Origin of the sequence: Actinomadura alba, assembly GCF_014323705.1 — a bacterium.
In the GTDB taxonomy this organism is placed as follows: domain Bacteria; phylum Actinomycetota; class Actinomycetes; order Streptosporangiales; family Streptosporangiaceae; genus Actinomadura_C; species Actinomadura_C alba.
Genome location: NZ_JABVEC010000016.1, coordinates 14503 through 35398 on the forward strand (window position 1 = coordinate 14503; position 20896 = coordinate 35398).

General features: G+C 69.2%; 19 protein-coding genes, 1 pseudogene and 1 riboswitch. Of the genes and pseudogenes, 3 read left to right on the forward strand and 17 right to left on the reverse strand.

All coding sequences use genetic code 11. The features are described 5' to 3' along the window. Positions 1-162 precede the first annotated feature (162 nt). A complete protein-coding gene (locus HKK74_RS20985) occupies positions 163-789 on the forward strand; it encodes an SMI1/KNR4 family protein (RefSeq protein WP_187244975.1) in 627 nt (208 codons plus the stop codon). A gap of 157 nt (positions 790-946) precedes the next feature. Here the strand turns inward: HKK74_RS20985 and HKK74_RS20990 are convergent, their stop codons facing one another. The 10 genes from HKK74_RS20990 to HKK74_RS21035 form a co-directional block, all read right to left on the reverse strand. Continuing rightward, the gene (locus HKK74_RS20990; protein ID WP_187244976.1) at positions 947-1672 is read right to left on the reverse strand and encodes a hypothetical protein; all 726 of its coding nucleotides are present in this window, start codon (positions 1670-1672) and stop codon (positions 947-949) included. Then, complete coding sequence (locus HKK74_RS20995; RefSeq protein WP_187245116.1) at positions 1669-2169, reverse strand: RNA polymerase sigma factor; 501 nt, start codon at positions 2167-2169, stop codon at positions 1669-1671. The genes HKK74_RS20990 and HKK74_RS20995 overlap by 4 nt, the downstream gene beginning before the upstream one ends. A gap of 68 nt (positions 2170-2237) precedes the next feature. Then, a complete protein-coding gene (locus HKK74_RS41945) occupies positions 2238-2498 on the reverse strand; it encodes a GNAT family N-acetyltransferase (RefSeq protein WP_187244977.1) in 261 nt (86 codons plus the stop codon). 48 nt (positions 2499-2546) lie between these two features. Further along, complete coding sequence (locus tag HKK74_RS21005) at positions 2547-3113, reverse strand: DUF6939 family protein (RefSeq protein ID WP_187244978.1); 567 nt, start codon at positions 3111-3113, stop codon at positions 2547-2549. A gap of 193 nt (positions 3114-3306) precedes the next feature. Next, positions 3307-4200 carry a hypothetical protein gene (locus HKK74_RS21010; protein WP_187244979.1) on the reverse strand — a complete coding sequence of 298 codons (894 nt, stop codon included), beginning with the start codon at positions 4198-4200 and terminating at the stop codon, positions 3307-3309. A gap of 157 nt (positions 4201-4357) precedes the next feature. Next, positions 4358-6886 (reverse strand): ATP-dependent Clp protease ATP-binding subunit, encoded by a 2529-nt coding sequence (locus HKK74_RS21015; protein WP_187244980.1) that lies wholly within the window; start codon positions 6884-6886, stop codon positions 4358-4360. A gap of 328 nt (positions 6887-7214) precedes the next feature. Beyond that, complete coding sequence (locus tag HKK74_RS21020) at positions 7215-7535, reverse strand: histone-like nucleoid-structuring protein Lsr2 (protein ID WP_187234637.1); 321 nt, start codon at positions 7533-7535, stop codon at positions 7215-7217. A 493-nt stretch (positions 7536-8028) separates the two neighbouring features. Beyond that, on the reverse strand, positions 8029-8526 hold the full coding sequence (locus HKK74_RS21025) for an RDD family protein (protein WP_187244981.1): 498 nt from the start codon (positions 8524-8526) through the stop codon (positions 8029-8031). Next, the gene (locus tag HKK74_RS21030) at positions 8517-9251 is read right to left on the reverse strand and encodes an RDD family protein (protein ID WP_312881650.1); all 735 of its coding nucleotides are present in this window, start codon (positions 9249-9251) and stop codon (positions 8517-8519) included. Before HKK74_RS21030 ends, HKK74_RS21025 begins: the two co-directional genes overlap by 10 nt. Continuing rightward, positions 9238-9786, reverse strand: coding sequence for an amino-acid N-acetyltransferase (locus HKK74_RS21035; protein ID WP_187244982.1), 549 nt, complete (start codon positions 9784-9786; stop codon positions 9238-9240). Before HKK74_RS21035 ends, HKK74_RS21030 begins: the two co-directional genes overlap by 14 nt. 318 nt (positions 9787-10104) lie before the next feature. Next, positions 10105-10266, forward strand: a riboswitch (cyclic di-AMP (ydaO/yuaA leader). A gap of 3 nt (positions 10267-10269) precedes the next feature. On the opposite strand from HKK74_RS21035, the gene HKK74_RS21040 reads away from it, so the two are divergent. Next, complete coding sequence (locus HKK74_RS21040) at positions 10270-11307, forward strand: NlpC/P60 family protein (protein ID WP_312881651.1); 1038 nt, start codon at positions 10270-10272, stop codon at positions 11305-11307. Between the two features lie 245 nt (positions 11308-11552). Here the strand turns inward: HKK74_RS21040 and HKK74_RS21045 are convergent, their stop codons facing one another. After that, positions 11553-11783, reverse strand: a complete 231-nt coding sequence (locus HKK74_RS21045; RefSeq protein ID WP_187244983.1) for a LuxR C-terminal-related transcriptional regulator — start codon at positions 11781-11783, stop codon at positions 11553-11555. 528 nt (positions 11784-12311) lie between these two features. Here HKK74_RS21045 and HKK74_RS21050 point away from each other — a divergent pair. Beyond that, positions 12312-13316 carry a LacI family DNA-binding transcriptional regulator gene (locus HKK74_RS21050; protein WP_187244984.1) on the forward strand — a complete coding sequence of 335 codons (1005 nt, stop codon included), beginning with the start codon at positions 12312-12314 and terminating at the stop codon, positions 13314-13316. Between the two features lie 47 nt (positions 13317-13363). Here HKK74_RS21050 and lysX read toward each other — a convergent pair whose 3' ends face one another. From lysX to HKK74_RS21085, 6 genes and pseudogenes are all read right to left on the reverse strand, one after another. Further along, entirely contained in the window at positions 13364-14890 is a 1527-nt protein-coding gene (gene lysX, locus HKK74_RS21055) for a bifunctional lysylphosphatidylglycerol synthetase/lysine--tRNA ligase LysX (protein WP_187244985.1), read from the reverse strand. 76 nt (positions 14891-14966) lie between these two features. Further along, positions 14967-15755, reverse strand: a complete 789-nt coding sequence (locus HKK74_RS21060) for a type III pantothenate kinase (protein ID WP_187245119.1) — start codon at positions 15753-15755, stop codon at positions 14967-14969. 89 nt (positions 15756-15844) lie between these two features. Then, positions 15845-18494, reverse strand: a pseudogene (locus HKK74_RS41950) (L-aspartate oxidase). A 74-nt stretch (positions 18495-18568) separates the two neighbouring features. Continuing rightward, the gene (gene panD / locus HKK74_RS21075) at positions 18569-19039 is read right to left on the reverse strand and encodes an aspartate 1-decarboxylase (protein ID WP_187244988.1); all 471 of its coding nucleotides are present in this window, start codon (positions 19037-19039) and stop codon (positions 18569-18571) included. After that, entirely contained in the window at positions 19039-19956 is a 918-nt protein-coding gene (panC, locus tag HKK74_RS21080; protein WP_376771546.1) for a pantoate--beta-alanine ligase, read from the reverse strand. Before panC ends, panD begins: the two co-directional genes overlap by 1 nt. A gap of 34 nt (positions 19957-19990) precedes the next feature. Beyond that, entirely contained in the window at positions 19991-20890 is a 900-nt protein-coding gene (locus HKK74_RS21085; protein WP_187245120.1) for a Rossmann-like and DUF2520 domain-containing protein, read from the reverse strand. Positions 20891-20896: the final 6 nt, after the last annotated feature.

A 20896-nucleotide genomic window follows, 5' to 3' on the forward strand; every position in this document is an offset into this window, starting at 1 on the left:
AAGATACGTCCCCGGCGAGCGAGAGGGAAGATGACTCATCCGATGTATTTTCGATCGCCGCGGTTGGCCGCTGACCGCCGGAGGAGATCACCCAGCCGCCCGAGCGAGGGCCTGATGCGTACGGGACCTGCGGCAGCGACCTGCCGATGGCATGATCTCCGCATGTCCGAAGAGCTGTCGCGCTGGTACCGGAACCTCATGGTCTTCGGGCCGTTCCAGCCCGTTCGACCCGATGACCTCGCGGAACTGAAGAGCGCGATCGACGGGCCGCTACCGGGCTCGTACGGCGAGTTCATCGAGGTCGCCAACGGCGGGTCCCTTCAGTACTCGGTGCGCATCCCCCCGCACCCGGAGGGCGAGCCGATCCTGTTCGGAAACCTCCTCTCGGTCGCAGGTGTGCTCACCGACTACAGGCGGCTGCCGAAGACCGTCTTCGCCGAGGCGTTCGCCACCATGGGCGTCGCCGCCGGCTCACTGCTGCCGATCGCGCAGGACGGCGGCGGTTCCATGCTCTTCCTCGACCTGTCGCCGGACACCCACGGGCGGGTCCTCGCCTTCGTCTTCGGGCTGCCGGACTGGACGGGGGTGGATCGCGCGTCAGGGATCGGAGTGGTCGCCGATGACTTCGAGCGCTACCTCGACCTGCTGTTCATCGACGCCGGCACGGCCGAGGCGACCTGGGAGGACACCCCGGCGGACGAGCCCGCCGATCCGTGGCGTCGCACGGTCGAGCAGTGGCTCGACCACGGTCGTCCCGGATGGCGCGACCTGCCCTGGGCCAAGGCCTGACACCCGCTACTTCGGGGCCCAGGCCCGTGAGGAGCCGGGGCGATTCCGTGGGACGAGGTGAGTGCGCTCGTCCTGGTCGCCCGAACCATCGCCGTACCTGCGACCCACCACGAGCAGGAGTGACCGCGGACGCCGGCCCGTCCTGCGGTCACCGGCCCTACATGGACCTCGGCGGTCGAATCCGCCGCACGACGGCCCCGCGCTCGTCCTTGAAGACGATGCTCCTCACGGTCTTGCCCATGGGTGTGCCGACCTGCCAGATCTGGCAGAGGTACCCCTTGGCGCGAAGCAGCGAACCCGGGTACCTCCTGCCGTCGGCCAGCTCCGCCGTGACCGAGGCGACCCGGTCGTCGGCGTAGCCGACGTACGCCGAAACGGGTTTCTCCGCATCGACCTGGGCCCTCCACCAGAGCAGTGTGGTCGGGTACTTCCGGGAGATGGGATTGCAGCCGCCGCCACTGACGGCTCCGGAGCGGTCCAGCTGCTGGATGCAGGCCCCGGGCCCGTGCTCGAGGTCGGTGAACCACGCGCGAAGCCTCGCGCCGGACGCTCGACCCGAGGGGGTGAGCACGCCGATCTCGCTGGTCGGTGGGTGGCGCTTGAGCTCCTCCTCGAGCGTCGGACGATTCCCGCGGGGCGCCTCGGGGGTGGGCCGCGCGGCCGTCACGGTTCCCCCGCCGGATTCACCGGTGCCCTTCATCAGCGTCGCGGCGGGGACGATGCCGGCGGCCGCGATGGCGGCCGGCACGATGACGCCGATGGCGATGCGCCGGCGCCGGCGCCGGACCCGCCGCCGTACGTGCACGATCGCCGCCGGGTCCGACGTGAAGGTCTCGGCCCTGCTCCGCAGGGCATCGCGCAGTTGCTCCTCTACGGTTTTCATGTCTGCTCTCCGAGCCTCGTCTTCAGGGCTTTCATGCCTCTGTGCGCGTGCGACTTCACCGTGCCGGCGGAGATGCCCATCATCTGGGCGATCTGCTGTTCGGACAGATCCAGCCAGTAGCGGAGCACGAGGGTCTCGCGTTGCTTGCGCGGCAACCTGTCCAGCGCGCCCAGCAGCTCGCGATGGTCCTCGCGCACAATCGCGATCTGGTCCGCGGGGGTGGCGTCCACCGGCGGTGGCGGCCGCCGCCGCCTGGAGACCCGCAAATGGCGGAGCCGGTTGCGGGTCAGGTTGAAGACGGTCGAGCGGAGGTAGTCGAACGCCGCGTTCCCATCGTCCAGCCGATGGGACTTCCGGTAGAACCGGGCGAACGCCTCTTGGGCGACGTCCTCGGGGTCATCGGCGCCCAGCAGCGCCGCCAGCCGTACCAACCGCTGGTAATGGACCCGGAAGAGCTCGTCGAACGCCACCTCCCGATCGTCGGCGGGGCCGGCCATCGGTTCCACGCACCCATCCACAGACAGTTCGGTCATATTAAAGAGACACGCGACGCGTTCCCGCGTTGTCACGTCCGGTCGAGCGGCGGCAGTGTCTCTGCGAGGCTGTGTCGGAACACCATCCGGTCGGTCGACGGGGAGAGCAGACCGACCAGGAAGCCGGCCAGGTCATCGCCCTGTTCCGCGACGAGGCTGGTCTGGAAGAAGTGATCGAGGAACAACCGCGGCAGGGCGGCATGGACCGGCCGCCCCCACCAGTCGTCCATGACCGGCGCAATGCGGTCGTAGTCGGCCGGGTGGGCCGGACATAGCCGAATGGGCTGATCCACGTCGCCCACCCAGCATCCCCGACCGGGCACCCACCCGGGCAGGGGCAGTCATGCCCCGACGCGATCCGCCGGCCACCGGTCCTCCACGTACAGGCGGACGAGGGCGGCGTGGGACAGCGGGGCCGCGAGATCGGCGATGTCGCCGTTGGTCGTGTAGTCGAGCAGGACGACATCGCGCGTGCGGCTCAGCGTTCGCAACTCGCCGACCAGGTCGGCGGCCTGGTGCTCCAGCACCCAACGGTAGGTCGGCAGGTAGATCGACCGGCGAGCGTCCTCGTACGAGAGCAGCGCCTCGTCGGTCAGGCCCCGGCGGTGGCCGAGCACGTCACCGTGCTTGCGTACGGTTCGTTTCAGCCCCTTCATCGACGTGATCTCCAGCTTGGCCGGGTCGACGTCCGTGGTCGCGAAGACCTTGAGCGCCTGCCAGACGCCCTCCACGGACTGGCTCGTCACTCCCGGAGAGAACGGCACCGGGATGTCACCGTGCGGATAGAAGGGGCTGAGACGCACCCACGGCGCCTCGGCCCGCGAGGTGACATCGAGGACCATCGCCCCCGGATGAGCCGCCTCGATCGAGGCTCGCGACCGGCGTCGACCGGCTACGTGGATCGGCATGGATCGGGCCGCCCTTCCGCTGCCACGGGTTCGTTCGCGGGCAGCCTCTCAGCCGGGTCCGACATTCAGTCACCAGGGCACGATCTCCTCGGCGATCATGGATGTGCAATCGCTCAGCAGCCGCGTCGGCCGCCCGGCGATCACCAAGGGCGTGGCGCTCGCCTCCTGAGCGCCCGCCGGCCGTGGGCCGGGGTCAGGACGGCGGGTGGGCACGCAGGATCATGACCGCACGTACGGTTGCCCACCCCCGCCAGTCCAGGGCCCCTGCCGGGGACCGAGCAACCCAGTCCACGATCCAGCCGCCGTCGCTCTGCCGCTGCGACGCGAGCCGGGCCAGTTCGGCGGTGATCACCTCGGCCGCGAACAGGTCCCGCAGCGGCCCGCCGGGGTACGGCGAGAAGTCCAGCGGGCGGATCGCCTCGCCCTCCACGCCGCCTTCGACCGGCAGCACTCCGGACGTGGGCAGGAACCCGCCGAGCCGCGCGAGTTCGGCGGCGGCGCCGGGCAGCCGGTCGTGCGCCGCGTCGAGGAAGCGAAGGACGAAGGCGAACTCGATGGCATGAGGCGGTCCGTCCAGTTCCGTGATCTTCCGCAGGGTGTAGGCGCTCGCGCCTTCCAGCCACGCGTGACGACGCAAGTTCTCATCGTTCCGGGCCACACGGTGGGCGATTCCGGCCAGCATGGCCGTCGCGTGGAGTGACGATTCCAGCGGATCGGTCTCGAGCCACCAGGGCGCGGTGCCCGCGGTCTCGTCCTCGGGGATCGGCAGGGCGAACGGCAGACCCCCGTCGGCCAGCGTGATCGAGCCGAGCCAGTCGAACAGCCGCCTCGCGTCATCAGCGCCGACCGGCCCGACCTCCTCCAGCACCTCGAACGCGTGCAACGCACCACCGGGCTGGCTGCCCCGGGCCCGCAGATCGGGCTCGAGCCCCCATCCGTAACCGCCGTCGGCGTTGCGGTAGGCGGCCAGCGCCGTGAGCACGTCGTCGGGCCGGCACCGGCCCAGCTGAAGGTCGAAGCGCCGGCGGTCGAGCAGCCGTGCGTGCGCGGCCATGAAGTCCGAAGCCGCGGCCAGATAGGTTTCCATGCCGCCATGGTGGCCGACCGGTCCCGGCCGTGGCTTGTACGAATCAGTCATGCCCGCGAGCGGCAGATCAGGGGCTGATGCGCTGTTGGCGGCCATCAGGCCAATGACGACGAGGCCCCGCACTTTCGTGCGGGGCCTCGTGCAGTCTCTGACCGGGTCAGTCCTTGTTGAAGTTGATCGTGTCGTCGACGGTCGCACCCACGGTGGGCAGCGCGTCCGGGACGCCGTTCGGCTTGGGCTCACCCCGGAAGGTGAACTTGGCCTTCTCGCCGGTGCCCTCGACTCCGACGATCACGATCTGACCGGCCTTGAGCTCGCTGTACAGGATCTTCTCGGACAGGTTGTCCTCGATCTCCCGCTGGATCGTGCGACGCAGCGGCCGGGCGCCGAGCACCGGGTCGTAGCCCCGCTCGGCCAGCAGGTCCTTGGCGTCCTGCTGCAACTCGAGGCCCATGTCGCGGTCCTTGAGCCGCTCGTCCACCTTGGCGATCATCAGATCCACGATCTGGATGATCTCCTTCGGGGTCAGCTGGTGGAAGACCACGGTGTCGTCGACACGGTTGAGGAACTCGGGCCGGAAGTGCTGCTTGAGCTCCTCCTCGACCTTGGACTTCATCCGGTCGTAGTCACCCTGGTCGTCGTTTGCCCGGGCGAACCCCATGGACAGGCCCTTGGAGATGTCCCGGGTGCCCAGGTTCGTCGTCATGATGATGACGGTGTTCTTGAAGTCGACCACCCGCCCCTGGGCGTCGGTCAGCCGGCCGTCCTCGAGGATCTGCAGCAGCGAGTTGAAGATGTCCGGGTGGGCCTTCTCGATCTCGTCGAACAGGACCACCGAGAACGGCTTGCGCCGCACCTTCTCGGTCAGCTGGCCGCCCTCCTCGTACCCGACGTAGCCGGGCGGGGAGCCGAACAGCCGCGAGACGGTGTGCTTCTCCATGAACTCGGACATGTCCAGCTGGATGAGGGCGTCCTCGTCACCGAACAGGAACTCGGCCAGCGTCTTGGACAGCTCGGTCTTACCGACACCGGACGGACCGGCGAAGATGAACGAGCCACCCGGGCGCTTGGGGTCCTTGAGGCCGGCGCGGGTACGGCGGATCGACTGCGAAAGCGCCTTGATCGCATCGTTCTGGCCGATGACGCGCTTGTGCAGCTCCTCCTCCATCCGCAGCAGCCGGGCGGACTCCTCCTCGGTGAGCTTGAAGACGGGGATGCCGGTGGCCGTCGCCAGGACCTCGGCGATCAGCTCCTCCCCCACCTCGGCGACAATGTCCATGTCGCCGGCCTTCCACTCCTTCTCCCGCTGCGCCTTCTGCCCCAGCAGCTGCTTCTCCTTGTCGCGGAGCGCGGCGGCCTTCTCGAAGTCCTGGGCGTCGATCGCCGATTCCTTCTCCCGGCGAACATCGGCGATCTTCTCGTCGTACTCGCGCAGGTCCGGCGGCGCGGTCATCCGGCGGATGCGCATCCGCGAACCGGCCTCGTCGATGAGGTCGATCGCCTTGTCCGGCAGGAACCGGTCGCTGATGTAGCGGTCGGCCAGCTGCGCGGCCGCGACCAGCGCGCCATCGGTGATCGAGACGCGGTGGTGGGCCTCGTAGCGGTCCCGCAGGCCCTTGAGGATCTCGATCGTGTGCGACAGCGACGGCTCGGCGACCTGGATCGGCTGGAAGCGCCGCTCGAGGGCGGCGTCCTTCTCCAGGTGCTTGCGGTACTCGTCGAGCGTCGTCGCGCCGATGGTCTGCAGCTCGCCACGGGCCAGCATCGGCTTGAGGATGCTGGCGGCGTCGATGGCGCCCTCGGCGGCGCCCGCACCCACCAGGGTGTGGAGCTCGTCGATGAACAGGATGATGTCGCCGCGGGTGCGGATCTCCTTGAGGACCTTCTTCAGTCGCTCCTCGAAGTCACCCCGGTAGCGCGAACCCGCCACCAGAGCGCCCAGGTCGAGGGTGTAGAGCTGCTTGTCCTTGAGCGTCTCGGGCACCTCACCCTTGACGATCTTCTGCGCAAGGCCTTCCACAACGGCGGTCTTGCCCACGCCGGGCTCGCCGACCAGCACCGGGTTGTTCTTGGTGCGGCGGCTGAGGACCTGCATGACCCGCTCGATCTCCTTGTCCCGGCCGATGACCGGGTCGAGCTTGCCTTCGCGGGCCGCCTGAGTGAGGTTGCGGCCGAACTGGTCGAGCACCAAGGACGTCGAGGGAGCGGACTCGGACGGGCCGCCGGACGCCGCAGCCTCCTTGCCGCCCTGATAGCCGTGCAGCAACTGGATCACCTGCTGGCGCACCCGGTTCAGGTCCGCGCCGAGCTTCACCAGCACCTGGGCCGCAACGCCCTCACCCTCACGGATCAAGCCCAAGAGGATGTGCTCAGTGCCGATGTAGTTATGACCAAGCTGCAACGCCTCACGCAACGACAGCTCAAGAACCTTCTTGGCGCGTGGCGTGAAGGGGATGTGCCCCGACGGCGCCTGCTGCCCCTGACCAATGATCTCTTCGACCTGCTGACGCACGGCCTCAAGACTGATCCCCAGGCTCTCCAGGGCCTTGGCAGCGACACCCTCACCCTCGTGGATCAGCCCCAGGAGGATGTGCTCGGTGCCAATGTAGTTGTGGTTGAGCATCCTGGCCTCTTCCTGAGCCAGGACGACAACCCGCCGCGCGCGGTCGGTGAACCTTTCGAACATGTCGTCGCTCCTCACAGAGCGGTCGAACAGGGGCCGGGATGTCCGGTCTTGTCCTTCCGCATGCTAGCCCGCCCCGAGGAGGTCCGCCCGGTGCACTCTCACCGAGAGACGTTCCCCAGCTAAGCTCTGTTCATCCTCATCCAACTACCGCATCGGTGCGTCATGTTCCCGCTACGCCCCAAGCGAACGGGGTCTTCGCCGGCTCGTCCGCGCCGACGGACGCCCGGGCGGGCACCGGCACCGGCGGATCGCCCGGGCCCGCCCCCGCCAAGACCGAACGGCCCGCCTACCTGAACGAGGTGGCGGGCCGTTCTTGGCGGTCAAACTCTCAGTGAGCGGCCTCGTACTGTTCCACGACGGACGCCGGGATACGACCACGCTCGTTGACCTTGATGCCGCGCGACTTCGCCCAAGCGCGTATATCCGCGCTGCGCTCACGACTGGACGCACCACGGGTACGGCGACGCCGGGCGGCGCCCGCCTTCCGCGCGTGGTCCACGAACGGCTGCAGTGAATCCCGCAGCCTCTTTGCGTTGGAACCACTGAGATCGATCTCATAGGTGGCGCCATCGAGCGAGAACGACACGGTCTCGTCCGCCTCGCCACCGTCGAGGTCGTCGACGAGAAGCACCTGAACCTTCTGTGCCATGGGGACAGACCTTTCCGCCGGAGCAAACTGCATTCGCATCTCAAAGATATACCGATGCGCTTGCAGATGACAATTCAGGGGCCCGTACGGAGTTTCCATCCGAGTCGCGGTAACGCAACGTAATCAGACCAACGAATCCCGTCTTACTCGCCGGGAGACCCGTTCTGCCATGGGACGGGGGATACGCGTTGCCGCTCATCTCGCCCGTCGCGGTCAGAACACCGCCAGAAGACCAAGGTACAGAAGAGGCGGTACGCGGTGGGGCACTCGTAGTGAATTGTCCTGTGTCTCCACACAAGCAGGTGATGCCCCAGTGAGATCGCTCCCCGGCAAGCGATTTCCGGCGGCGAGGCGGGGACGGCACCGGGAGGGGCGGGCCGCCGACACGATGATTCTCGACCGCCTCGGACGGCAGAAAATACCGGTTCCAAGGTCGCCTTAACGGGTGCCCTACATGTCCGGTCGATCCCTATTAAGCCTTACGGGGCAAGGCTTAGCGCCCACTCCTCACCCGTACGACCAACGTGCGGGCGACGCGGTCGTGGAGCGCCTGTCGCCGGGGCCGCTCGAACAGCAGAGCCGCGTTGGCGACCCAGAACACGCCGGCCATCGCTCCGAGGACCGGCACCGGACGGGCCGCGATGGGCAACGCGTAGACGGCCGATCGGAGCACCGCCCGGCCCAATCCCAGGGGGCCGTCCTCGGGCCCCTGGGGCCCGGCGGGCACGACGGCGACACCGGCCAGCCGCTTCCCGAGCGTCTGTCCCCACCGCGCGAGCTGCACGGATTCGTACAGCATTAAGAGGCCGGCCAGTCCGACCGACGCCACGATCTCGGCCGTGGCCTGCGGCAGTGTCGCGTGCGTGAGCAGGACCACCGGCACACCGACGATGAGGGTGTCGGCGACCCTGGCCAAAAGGCGCTGCCCCGGCTCGGCCGTCTCGCCGACCGCTGGGGCAGGGGGCCCTGCGACCGGCCGGTCTACTCCCACTCGACTCGATCGTCGATCACGATGGTGCCGGCGAAGCGATCGTGCACGGCCTGATTCAGCGGCCGGTCCCAGATCGCCCAAAGGTACGCCACGAGCGTGCCGAGCGATACCAGCAGCACACCGTAGGCGGCGAAGTCGAAGACTTTCACCGCAAGGATGAGGAAGAAGAAAAATCCCAATTGGTAGACCACATGGTTGATCGCCGGCCGCCAGACGGCGGTGAAGACGTCCAGAGGGTCACCGGCCGGGTCGACCTTTACGACACGTAGGCCGAACCACCGTTTGCCGAGGGTCTGTCCCCAAACGCCGAGCTGGACCGCCTCATACAGGAAGGGCAGTAGAGACAAGACCGTGAAGAGGACGAAGATGATCGGCCAGGTCCAGACGCCGCCCTCATCCCTGGTCTTGCTGCCGGGGCTGTCCAGACCCAGCGCGCCGATCGCAATCGGCAGAATGAGCGCGAATCCGAAAACAGCGACGAGAACGTTGTCCATGACCCGCGCGCCCGCCCGGCGGTGAATGGGCGCCAGCGGCAGATCAGCCGCCGGGGACGGCCCGGCGGCATATGAACCGTATGAGTCGTACTGCGGTTGGTGCCCGTAGTGATCCTGCCGCTGCGACGCACCGTAGGGGGAGTGACCGTACGCCGGGGATCCGTAAGACGGATCGCCGGACCGCTGGGGCGAGTGCCGACGCCCGCCATAAGGGGGTTCACTCATCATCATCCTCCAAGCGGAGCAACATCCGGGTATTCCCCAACGTATTCGGCTTGACCCGGTCTAGGTCGAGAAACTCCGCGACGCCTTCGTCATAAGAACGGAGAAGCTCCTCGTAGACCTCAGGCGAAACCGGAGTCCCGTGGATCGGCTGGAAGCCATGACGCACGAAGAACCCCACCTGGAACGTAAGACAGAACACCCGGCGCACGTCTAGTTCTCGGGCGGTTTCGAGCAGTCGGCTCACGATACGGTGTCCGATCCCCCGACCGCCACAATCCGGATCAACCGCAACCGAACGGACCTCGGCCAGGTCTTTCCACATGACATGGAGGGCACCGCAGCCGACGACGCCGCGTTCCACGTCATCGGCGACCCAGAACTCCTGGACGTCCTCGAAGAGCGTCACGACGCTCTTTCTCAGCATCCGCCGCCCGGATCCGGCATAGAGATCGACGAGCCGGCCGATGGCCTGGACATCAGAGGTGCGCGCCCGCCGGATCGTGACTTCCACAAGCAGGTGAGGGTAGTGCCCCGGAGCCATCGCGCAGACACGAACCGTCCCGTACCGGAGCGCGGGCCGATCGCGCGGAACCGGCCGCGACGTCGCTCGTCAACGGTCCTTTACCCAGCGTCGACAACTAATTACGTGCCGCGCGCGACCGCGGAACGCCCTGTACAAACACGGGCAGGTGACCCGAGCGGCTTCCACATAGGTGATGAAGTTCACATCACAGATGAGCCACGAGCGCATAGCCGTACGGTCACCACACCGCTACGACCTGCGATTTCGCATGTTCCGGTTGGCATTCGCTCCAGACTCCGTTAATCTCCAGCGCTGTCATCAGCAGCCACATGAGTGGTTGCAGACCCGCCGAGTCCAAGGGACGCATCCAGCGCTCCGAGAGCCGGGGACCCACCTTCCCCTGGGGTGAATCCACGCACGCCTCGACGCGTGCCACTGGTAGGGCTGCTCCGGCCCGAACCCGTCAGCTAACCCGGTAGGCGGCTGAGGAGAGGAGTCTTAGTGGAGCCAGCGCGCCCGAAACGCGTGCACGCCGGTCAGCGCGCACCCCAGCCGGTCGTTCCCGCCCCTGGCCTTACCCGGCCTGGGCGGTTCCGGAACCGGATGGTCGCGATCGCCGGTGCTTTCTTCGCGGTCACCATCGCCCTCCCCAGCGGCGTCGGACACGCCGAACCGGAGCCCACGGTCAAGGAGCTGAAGGCGCAGGCCACCAAGCTGGCCAACCAGCTCGAGCAGCTCTCCGAGCAGTTCAACGGACTCAAGGTCCGATTCCAGCAGGCACAGCGGGCCTCCGCGGTCGCCGCCGACAACGCGCGGCGGCAGGAGGTGGCGCTGCAGGCCGTTCAGCAGAAGGTCGGACGCCTCGCAGCCGACAGCTACATGAAGGGCGGCGTCGACCAGACCGTCGCCTTCGCCACCGCGCAGGACCCGCAGGCGATGCTCGACCAGGCCGCCACACTGCACTTCTTCGCCGCCCAGGAGGGCACCGAGGTCCAGACCCTCGCCCAGGCCATGCAGGCCACCCAGCGGGCGCGTAAGGCCGCTCAGGACCGCGCGAACCAGGCGCAGAGCCTCAAGAGCGAGATCGAGAAAAAGAAGAAAAAGGTCGAGGCGCTCTACGACAAGGTGCGGGGCAAGCTGATCGACAAGGCGCCCGGCCAGATCGCGAGCCTGCCGGTCACCGGCAACGGCAAGGCCGCCCAGGCACTGCGGCTCGCCATGAGCAAGCTGGGCCGGCCGTACGTGTGGGGGGCCGCGGGCCCGAGCACCTTCGACTGCTCAGGCCTCACGATGTGGGCCTACAAGCAGGTCGGCATCAGCCTGCCGCACTACACGGGCAGCCAGTGGAACTCCGGTACCCGGATCGCGTCAATGAACGATCTGCAGCCGGGCGACCTGGTGTTCTTCTACTCCGACCTGCACCACATGGGCATGTACGTCGGCGGCGGCAAAATGCTCCACGCACCGCAGACCGGCGACGTGGTGAAGATCAGCCCGATGGCCGGGCGGCCGTTCGCCGGGGGCGTTCGAGTGGCCTGAGCCCTCATGGCGGACGTTCGGCCCGAGCCCTTGCGGCCGGCGATCGGCGCCGCTGATCGGCCGAGCCCGTACGGCGCGCATCGCGGCACGCCGCCAGAAGCCCGGGGCGGGGCTGATCTCCTCGCGGAGACCAGCCCCGCCGCACGCCGTTCGGATCCTCCGCTCCCCCGGAAGCGAAGACCCCCAGTGCGGGTCGGTTCGGCCGGTGCAGGCCGTTCAGCAGGACCGCCGCGACGGTCCGATGCTCAGATCAGTTGTCTCCGAGCCGCCCACACAACGGCCTCGATAGGGGTGTTGACCTCGAGACGATCACAAATCGTCCGCAGCCGCCGCCGCAGAGTCCTTGCGCTCAGCTCAAGCTTGCGTGCCGCCACGTCGGCCGTGACACCGCTGGCGATCTGCGCGAGCAACCTCAGCTCCTCCTCGCTCAGACGTTGATCCTCCATGCCACGCCGTGTGAGTGTGGCCTGTTCCACTCCGTCCTCCCTCGTCCGCTGTGATGACTGCGGGGATGCAGCAGGTAGCTGCATAGGCACGGGTAGGCCTAGATCGAAGCGCAGTTCGAGAGCGAGCCCAGAGTCGGCTGGTCCCGAGCCGGTCAGGGGGTGACGCAGATGGCCGGAGTCGGCCGTTGAACCGGATACGAGACACCGTGGGGGAACTCTGTTTAACGGCCCGGTCGTTAGCCCGGCGAACTGAGACGCTTCCACGGGTGCACGGGGAAGCGCCCCGGTCACACCAGTGGCGAGGGCGTGATCTCCGGGGAGGGTCGTAGTTGCAGCCTCTTCCACCCGTCCCCTCACGTCCGCCGCCCAGACCGAGACCGTGAATCGTTTCAAGCTACGCTTCGGTCCGGAACGCTAGGCGGCCAGATCCGGACCGTCAAGCGCTCAAAGATAACAATGTGCGGGCATAAGACTCTGTACAGTTACATAGCACCGCCGGGTTTGTCCCGCGCAAGCTGCTAACCTGCGAAAACTCGTCGAGATTCGGCAAGGAGTGCATTGCCGCAAGCCAGCATTCGCGAGGTCGCGAAGCGTGCCGGAGTTTCAGTTGGGACAGTTTCGAATGTCCTAAACCGGCCAGATCTCGTGGCCGAAGAGACCCGTGCCCGGGTCCTTTCGGCGATCGACGATCTTGGTTTCGTCCGGAACGAGTCGGCCCGCCGGCTCCGACAGGGCCCGCCCACGCGGAGCCGCGCGTTCGGCGTCCTGATCGAGGACGTCGCCAACCCGTACTACACCGACGTCGCCCAAGGCGCCGAGTCCGCGTTGAACGCCGACGACGTCGACGTGATCTGGTGCACGAGCAACGGCTCGACGCACAAGGAGCGCCGGGCCCTGGAGCTGCTCGTCGAGCAGCGGGTGGCCGGCGTGCTCATCACGCCGGTCGGCCTCGATGACGACCGGCTCTCCTGGCTACGGGCCCAAGGACTGGTCGTCGTGGTGCTGGATCGCCATCAGCACCCCACCGATGTCTGCTCGGTCCGGGTCGACCACGCGGCCGGCGGCGACATCGCCGTGAGCCGTCTGCACGCGCTGGGCCGCGACCGCATCGCCTTCGTGACCGGCGGTCCGGACTCCGATCCGACCACGGAACGGCACGACGGCGCCCGCAGGGCACTGGCCCGCGAGGGCGGCACTGAGCTGCTCACGCTGGTTCAGGACACGATGACCGCCACCGCGGGCCAGCAGGCCGCGCGCCGGCTGATCGACCTGACTCCCGCGCCCAGCGCCGTCTTCTGCGCCAACGACCTGCTCGCGATCGGAGTGATCAACGAGCTGCTGCGGTGCGGCGTCAAGGTGCCGGAGGAGATCGCCGTCATCGGCTACGACGACATCGAGCTCGCGGCGACGGCGGCGGTGCCGCTGACGACCGTACGGCAGCCACGGCAGGAACTCGGCCGGGCCGCGGCGCGGCTGGCACTGACCGAGGCCGCCGAGGGCATCGACCACCGGCACCGCCATGTCGTCCTCACGCCCGAGCTGGTCACCCGTGATTCCGCCTAAACAACCCCAGGTGCCCATATAAGGGCGAATATCAGCTCAATGCAGCACTATTCAGGCTTGACCAGTGGGAAGAGGATGGTCTCGCGGATGTTCTTGCCGGTGAAGGCCATAATCATCCGGTCGATCCCGGCCCCCATTCCGCCGGTCGGCGGCATGGCGTATTCCAGCGCCCGCAGGAAATCCTCGTCGAGCTGCATCGCCTCGAGGTCCCCGCCGGCCGCGAGAAGTGACTGCTCGGTGAGCCGGCGCCGCTGCTCAATGGGATCGATCAGCTCGGAATAGGCGGTGCCGAGCTCGGTGCCGAAACCGATCAGGTCCCACTTCTCGGTGAGCCGCGGGTCCTCGCGGTGCTGGCGGGTGAGCGGGGAGGTCTCCAGCGGATAGTCCATGACGAACGTCGGCTGCACGAGGGTGTGCTCGACGAGCGCCTCGAAGATCTCTTGTACGAGCCGCCCCTGCCCCCACTTGGGGTCCCACTTGATCTCCCGCTGGTCCGCGTGCTGCCGGACCTTCTCCAGCGGCGTGCCCGGGTCGACCTCCTCGCCCAGGGCCTCGGAGACCGAGCCGTACAGGGTGATCCGCGGCCATGCCCCGGCGCCCAGATCGATCTCGTGCCGCCGGGTCTCGCCGCCGCGCCCCGGCCCGACGGGAGCGTCGTGCACGACCACCGTCGTGCCGAGCGCCGCGACGACCGCCTTCTGGTACATCCGCTGCGTGAGGTCGGCCATGTCGTTGTAGTCGAGGTAGGTGCCGTAGGCCTCGACCATCGTGAACTCGGGGTTGTGCGTCGAGTCGGCGCCCTCGTTGCGGAAGTTCCGGCTGACCTCGAAGACCTTGTCGATCCCGCCCACGACGAGCCGCTTGAGGTACAGCTCGATCGCGATCCGCAGGTAGAGGTCCATGTCGTAGGCATTGATGTGGGTCTTGAACGGCCGGGCCGTCGCGCCGCCGTGTACCGGCTGCAGCATCGGGGTCTCGACCTCGAGATAGCCCTCGTCGTGCCAGAAGTCGCGGACCGCCCGCACCGTGTCGCTGCGCACCCGGGCCATGCGGCGCGCCTCGTCGTTGACGATGAGATCGACGTAGCGGTACCGGACCCGGGCCTCGGGATCGGTCAGCCCGGCGTGCTTCTCCGGTAGCGGCCGCAGGCACTTCGACGTGATCGCGAACCGGTCCGCCATGATCGACAGCTCGCCGCGCCGCGAGGTGATGACCTCTCCCTCGACGCCGACGTGATCACCGAGGTCGACGTCGCGCTTCCATGCCTCGAGGGTCTCCGCGCCGACGCTCGCGAGGGAGAGCATGATCTGGATGTCGCCGCCACCGTCGCGGATGGTGGCGAAGCAGAGCTTTCCGGTGTTGCGCGCGAGGACGACCCGCCCCACGACGCCGACCCGCTCGCCGGTCGCGACGTCCGCCTCTAGCTCCCCGTGTTTGGCCCGGACCTCCGCGATCGTCGTCGTACGCGGGAAGCCGACAGGGTAGGGGTCGACGCCCGTCTCCCGGAGGCGGTCCAGCTTTTCCCTGCGGACCCGCATCTGGTCCGGCAGGTCGTCGTAGGTCTCTTCGCTCACGCCAAGAGGCTATCGACCCCGTCGTACGGCAGGCGAATCACTTCCCACAGCGTCCGCACCTCGGGGCAGCGCGGGGTCAGGGCGCGGTGATGTTCCGTTCGTAGACCAGGCGCAGGCCGATGAGGGTCAGCCACGGCTCGAAGACGTCGATGCTGCGGGCCTCTCGCAGCACCAGCGGGGCGAGGCCCCCGGTGGCGACCACGGTGACGTCTTCGGGATTGTCGGCGAGATCCTCCGACATCCGCTCCACGACCCCGTCGACCTGGCCGGCGAAACCGTAGATGATCCCCGACTGCAGCGCCTCGACCGTGTTCTTTCCGATCACGCTGCGCGGCCGGATCAGCTCGACCTTGTGCAGCTGGGCTCCCCGGGCCGACAGCGCGTCGACCGAGATCTCGATGCCGGGGGCGATCGCGCCGCCGACGTACTCCCCCTTGGCCGAAACCGCGTCGAAGGTCGTCGCGGTGCCGAAGTCGACGACGATCGCCGGGCCTCCGTACAGGTGGACCGAGGCGAGCGCGTTGACGATCCGGTCGGAGCCGACCTCCTTGGGGTTGTCCATGCGGACCGGGACCCCGGTCTTCACTCCCGGCTCCACGATGACCGCTGAGACGTCGCCGTAGTAGCGGCGGCACATCTCCCGCATCTCGTGGAGTACGGACGGCACGGTGGAGCACAGCGCGATGCCGCTGATGTCTGTGCCGGCGAGCAGGGGGCTCTGCTGCACCAGCCCCTGGAGGACCACGGCGATCTCGTCGGCGGTACGCCGCGCGTCGGTGTTGATCCGCCAGTGTTCGATCACCTCATCGCCCTCGAACAGCCCGAGGACGGTTTGGGTATTGCCAACGTCGATCGTGAGCAGCATCAAGTCCCCGCTGTGTTCATGGTCGCGTCCTGTGTCGCGCATTGTGCCGTGGTGCGCGCCCGTGCGCGCCGACCTGCTGTCACCCGTCGTCAGCCTCGGCTCCGGGGGACGAAGTCGAGACCGATGTCGAGGGCGGACGCCGAATGCGTCAACGCACCCACGGCAAGGTAGTCGACACCGGTCACGGCCACGTCTCGAGCCCTGTCCAGGGTGAGCCCGCCACTGGCCTCGAGCTCCGCGCGATCCCCGGCCATGCGCACCGCCTCGGCCATCCGCCCGTCCGTCATATTGTCGAGCAGGATGGCCGTCGCACCGGCCGCGAGCGCCTCTTCGACCTGCTCGAGCGTGTCGCACTCGACCTGGACGAGCAGATCCGGGAAGCGGGACCGTACGGCCTCGTACGCCCTCGTCACCGAGCCGGCGGCGGCGACGTGGTTGTCCTTGATCAGTGCGGCGTCCTCGAGGCCCATCCGGTGGTTGACGCCGCCGCCGCACCTCACGGCGTACTTCTGCAGCGACCGGAGCCCGGGCAGGGTCTTGCGGGTGTCGCGGACCCGGGCCTTCGTGCCCTCGACCGCGTCGACCCACCGCCGGGTGGCCGAAGCGATCCCGGACAGGTGCGTGAGCAGGTTGAGCACCGTGCGCTCCGCACGGAGCAGCGCTCGGGTCGGCCCGGTCACGGTGAGCAGCACGTCACCGGGCCCGACCCGGTCCCCGTCCGAAACCCTGACCTCGACCCGGAAGACCTCCGGGCCTGGTCCGGTGCCCGCGCCTTCCCCGCCGGCCCGCTCGGCGAGCAGCGCGAAGACCGCCTCGGCGACCGGCAGACCGGCGGCCACCCCGTGCTCGCGCGCGGTGAAGTCACCCGTGGACACCTCGTGCGCGCCGAAGATCGGCTCGCTCGTGACGTCGGCCTCGCCGTCCTCGGCCAGCGCGGCCGAGATCAGGTCGCGCACGGCCTGTGGATCCAGGCCGGCGGCCCGCAGGCGCCCGGCGGGCTCCGGTGTCATGTCGTCTCCCTCAGCCGATCGCCGTCACGCGATGCCCGGACCGTCCGGATTCGTAGACCGTGCTCAGTCCGGCACCGTCCATGTGCGACACGAGATGGCCCTGCCAGGCGTCGTCGGCCCGGCCGGGGAAGTCCTCGCGCCAGTGGCTGCCGCGCGTCTCCTCACGCGTGAGCGCAGCCCGCACGATCGCGGTCGCGACGGTGTGCAGGTTCGTGGCCTCCCACGCCGCCACGCCCGGCTCGCCGGAGTTGCGCGCGGCCAGGGCGGCCAGCTCGCGCTCGGCGGTCCGCAGCCCCTCGGCGCTGCGCAGGACGCCGGAGTGGGCCGTCATCACCCGCTGCACCTCGTCGCGGACCTCCGGTGCCAGCAGGCCGGCGCCCGGCGAGGTCAGTACGGCCGTTCCCGCCTCCGGAGAAGGTACGACGGCGAGCCCGCCCCTCGTCCGCCGTGATCTCGCCGTCGCACGCGGCGCGGCCGCCGGATCCGCGAGCTCGGCACCGAGGGTCGTCCCGATCCGCTCGGCGAAGACCAGCCCTTCGAGCAGCGAGTTGGACGCCAGCCGGTTCGCGCCGTGCACGCCCGTACAGGCGACTTCGCCGCAGGCGTACAGCCCCGGCACCGACGTCCGGCCCCACAGGTCCGTGCGCACCCCTCCGCTGGCGTAGTGGGCGGCGGGCACCACCGGGATCGGCTCGGTGACCGGGTCGACGCCGTGGTCTCGGCAGCTGGCCAGGATGGTGGGGAACCTCCGCTCCCACGCCGCCGCGCCGAGATGGCGTCCGTCGAGGAACATGTGCGACGCACCGGTCTCGCGCATCCGGTTCATGATCCCCTTGGCGACGACGTCCCGGGGGGCCAGTTCGGCGAGCTCGTGCCGCCCCACCATGAACCGCTCGCCCGCCGCGTCGACGAGGTGGGCGCCCTCGCCGCGCACCGCCTCGGAGATCAGCGGCTGCTGGCCCCGGGCGCCGGCACCGAGCCAGAGCACGGTCGGGTGGAACTGCACGAACTCGAGGTCGGTGACGTCGGCACCGGCCCTGAGCGCCAGCGCGACCCCGTCGCCGGTGGACACCTCCGGATTCGTGGTGGCCGAGAACACCTGCCCCAGGCCTCCGGTGGCGAGCACGACCGCTCGCGCCCGCACCGCGCCGACGCCGTCGCACTGCCCCTCCCCCATCACGTGCAGCGTGACCCCGGCGGCACGTCCCTCCGACAGCAGCAGGTCCAGGACGAGCGCGTGCTCGATGACGTCGATGCCGCCGGCGGCCTTGCGGGCGGCGAGCAGGGCGCGGCTGATCTCGGCGCCGGTGGCGTCGCCGCCGGCGTGCGCGATGCGCCGCCGGTGGTGCCCGCCCTCGCGGGTCAGCGCGATCGCGCCGTCACGCGTACGGTCGAAGTCGGTGCCCAGATCGATCAGCCGCCGTACGGCCTCGGGCCCCTCGGTCACCAGCGTGCGCACGGCCTCGGGGTCGCACAGGCCGACGCCCGCGGTGAGCGTGTCGCGCAGATGGTCTTGCGGGCTGTCGTCCGGGGCGAGCGCGGCCGCGATACCGCCCTGTGCCCACCGGGTCGAGCCCTCGTCGAGCAGGGCCTTGGTGACGAGCAGCACGCGGCCGTACGAACGGGCCCGCAGAGCGGCCACGAGCCCTGCGATGCCCGATCCGATCACGACGACGTCGGCGTCGACGGTCCAGCCTGGATCGGGGGCGATCAGCCGACGCGGGATCATTGACCCTCCTCGGGGGGTGACCTTTTTCGTCACAATGACACTAACCCATGGGGCCAAGGAGACCTGAGCGCGGGTCAGCCCCTCACCCCTTCCCGGGCGCCGAGCGGCGGCCCCGCCGGCACACCGGCGTCGTGCGGGCCACCGTCGCCGCGGATCAGGTCCGTGCCGGGGACCGGCTCGGCCGGGTCGGACCCGAGCTGAATGATCTTGTTCGTCCGGTCCACGTGCACCACCCGCGGCTCGAACGCGCGGGCGTCCGCGTCGCTCATCGCCGCGTAGCTGATGATGATCACCAGATCGCCCGGCTGGACCAGCCTGGCCGCGGCGCCGTTGATGCCGATCACGCCGGTGCCCCGCTCGCCCGCGATGACGTAGGTCTCCAGCCGGGCGCCGTTGTCGATGTCGACGATCTGCACCTGCTCGCCGGGCAGCAGGTCGGCCGCGTCCAAGAGGTCCCGGTCGATGGTCACGGAGCCCACGTAGTGCAGGTCGGCCTGCGTCACCGTGGCACGGTGGATCTTCGACTTGAACATCGTGCGGAACATCAGGACTCCTTCACGGCGAAGACCGTGGCAGGTGCCGTGGAAGCGGCGCCCGCCACCTCGGCGGAAAAGCTCAGCGAGACGTTGTCGATCAGGTGGGTGGCTCCGACCCGCCCGGCCACGACGAGCACCGCCGGGCCGGTGTGACCGTCGGCGACCTCGGTGAACGTCACCGGATCGACCAGCGAGAGATAGTCCGGCGACAGCGGCGGGTCGGCCTCGGCCGCCTCGTCCAGAACCCCCTGAGCGGCCCGCAGCACGGCCGAGGGGCCCTCGCCGGCCAGGCCGGCCCCGGCCCGGAGCGCGGCGGACAGCGAGAGCGCGGTGCGCCGCTCGGCCTCGGACAGGTAGCGGTTGCGGCTGGACAGCGCGAGGCCGTCCGGCTCCCGTACGGTCGGGCAGCCGACGATCTCCACCGGCAGATCCAGGTCGCGGACCATCCGGCGGATGAGGGCGAGCTGCTGGGCGTCCTTCTCCCCGAAGACGGCGTACGTCGGGCGCACCAGGTTGAGCAGCTTCGTGACCACGGTCAGCACCCCGTCGAAATGGCCCGGCCGGTGGACGCCCTCGACGATCCCGCCCATCCGGCCGGAGCTGACGCGCACCTCGGGCGCGGCCGGGTACATCACGTCGAGCGTGGGGGCGAAGACCAGGTCGACCCCCTCGTCCGCGCAGACCCGCAGGTCGATGTCCAATGTGCGGGGGTAACGGTCGAGGTCCTCACCCGGTCCGAACTGCAGCGGGTTGACGAAGATGCTGACCGCGACCACATCGGCGATCTTCCGAGCCCGCCGGATCAGCGACCGGTGCCCTTCGTGCAGGGCCCCCATGGTCGGCACCAGCGCGAGCGGCCAGTCCCGGATGTCGGCGCGCGCCGCGGCGAGCTCTTCGCGGGTCTCGGCGACGAGGGGTTTCACGATCTGGTTCCCTTCCACTCGATCCCTTCCACTTCGCTCATTGGTCGGCGAGCGCCTCGAGTAGCCGCTCGGCGTCCGCCGGCTTGAGCAGGCCGGCGGCGAGCGCCCGGTCCGCGGTCAGCCGGGCCAGGGCGATGTAGGCCCGCCGCCCTTCGGGGGACACCTCGGCCAGCTCGGCGATGTGATCGGCCACCGTTTCCGCGTCGCCGCGTGCCACCGGGCCGGTGAGACCGTTCATGCCGAGGCGCAGCGCGTTGTCCAGCGCCGCTCCGAGCAGGGGTCCCAGCATCCGCGCCGGGTCGTCGACCCCGGCCCTGCGCAGCAGGTCCATCTGCTCGGCCACGAGGGTGACCAGGTGGTTGGCCCCGCCGGCCAGCGCCGCGTGGTAGAGCGACCGCCGGTCCTCGGGGATCCACACCGGCTCACCGCCCATCTCGACCACCAGCACCTCGGCCACCGGCCGCAGCGGCTCGGGTGCCGTCACGCCGAAGGAGATGCCCGCCAGCCGGTTCACGTCCTCGGAGCGGCCGGTGAACGTCATGGCGGGATGGATCGCCAGCGGCAGCCCGCCGGCCCGGGTGGCCGCCTCTAGCACGCCGACGCCGAACCGCCCGCTGGTGTGGACCAGCAGTTTGCCGGCCACCGGGACCTCGGTGGCGACCAGCCCGGCCACGAGCGGTGGCAAGGCCTCGTCGGGCACCGTGAGCAACACCAGATCGGCGGCGGACACGACTCCCTGGGGGTCGGTCAGCGCCACGCCCGGCAACCGGTCGGCGGCCCGCTGACGCGACTCGCGCGACACCGCCGACGCCGCCACGACGCGGTGGCCGGCGCGCGAGAGGGCCGCCCCCAGCGCGGTGCCGACCCGGCCCGCGCCGACCACGCCCACGGCGAGCCGGCCTGGCCGGTCCTCAGGCCGGTCCCCGCCGACGGGCATGGGCGA

Excerpts from the sequence above, each read along its gene's own strand:
- HKK74_RS20985 (WP_187244975.1), top strand. The coding sequence starts at position 163 with ATGTCCGAAGAGCTGTCGCGCTGGTACCGGAACCTCATGGTCTTCGGG.
- HKK74_RS20990 (WP_187244976.1), bottom strand. The coding sequence starts at position 1,672 with ATGAAAACCGTAGAGGAGCAACTGCGCGATGCCCTGCGGAGCAGGGCC.
- HKK74_RS20995 (WP_187245116.1), bottom strand. The coding sequence starts at position 2,169 with ATGGCCGGCCCCGCCGACGATCGGGAGGTGGCGTTCGACGAGCTCTTC.
- HKK74_RS21005 (WP_187244978.1), bottom strand. The coding sequence starts at position 3,113 with ATGCCGATCCACGTAGCCGGTCGACGCCGGTCGCGAGCCTCGATCGAG.
- HKK74_RS21010 (WP_187244979.1), bottom strand. The coding sequence starts at position 4,200 with ATGGAAACCTATCTGGCCGCGGCTTCGGACTTCATGGCCGCGCACGCA.
- HKK74_RS21015 (WP_187244980.1), bottom strand. The coding sequence starts at position 6,886 with ATGTTCGAAAGGTTCACCGACCGCGCGCGGCGGGTTGTCGTCCTGGCT.
- HKK74_RS21020 (WP_187234637.1), bottom strand. The coding sequence starts at position 7,535 with ATGGCACAGAAGGTTCAGGTGCTTCTCGTCGACGACCTCGACGGTGGC.
- HKK74_RS21030 (WP_312881650.1), bottom strand. The coding sequence starts at position 9,251 with ATGATGATGAGTGAACCCCCTTATGGCGGGCGTCGGCACTCGCCCCAG.
- HKK74_RS21035 (WP_187244982.1), bottom strand. The coding sequence starts at position 9,786 with ATGGCTCCGGGGCACTACCCTCACCTGCTTGTGGAAGTCACGATCCGG.
- HKK74_RS21060 (WP_187245119.1), bottom strand. The coding sequence starts at position 15,755 with ATGCTGCTCACGATCGACGTTGGCAATACCCAAACCGTCCTCGGGCTG.
- panD (WP_187244988.1), bottom strand. The coding sequence starts at position 19,039 with ATGTTCCGCACGATGTTCAAGTCGAAGATCCACCGTGCCACGGTGACG.
- HKK74_RS21085 (WP_187245120.1), bottom strand. The coding sequence starts at position 20,890 with ATGCCCGTCGGCGGGGACCGGCCTGAGGACCGGCCAGGCCGGCTCGCC.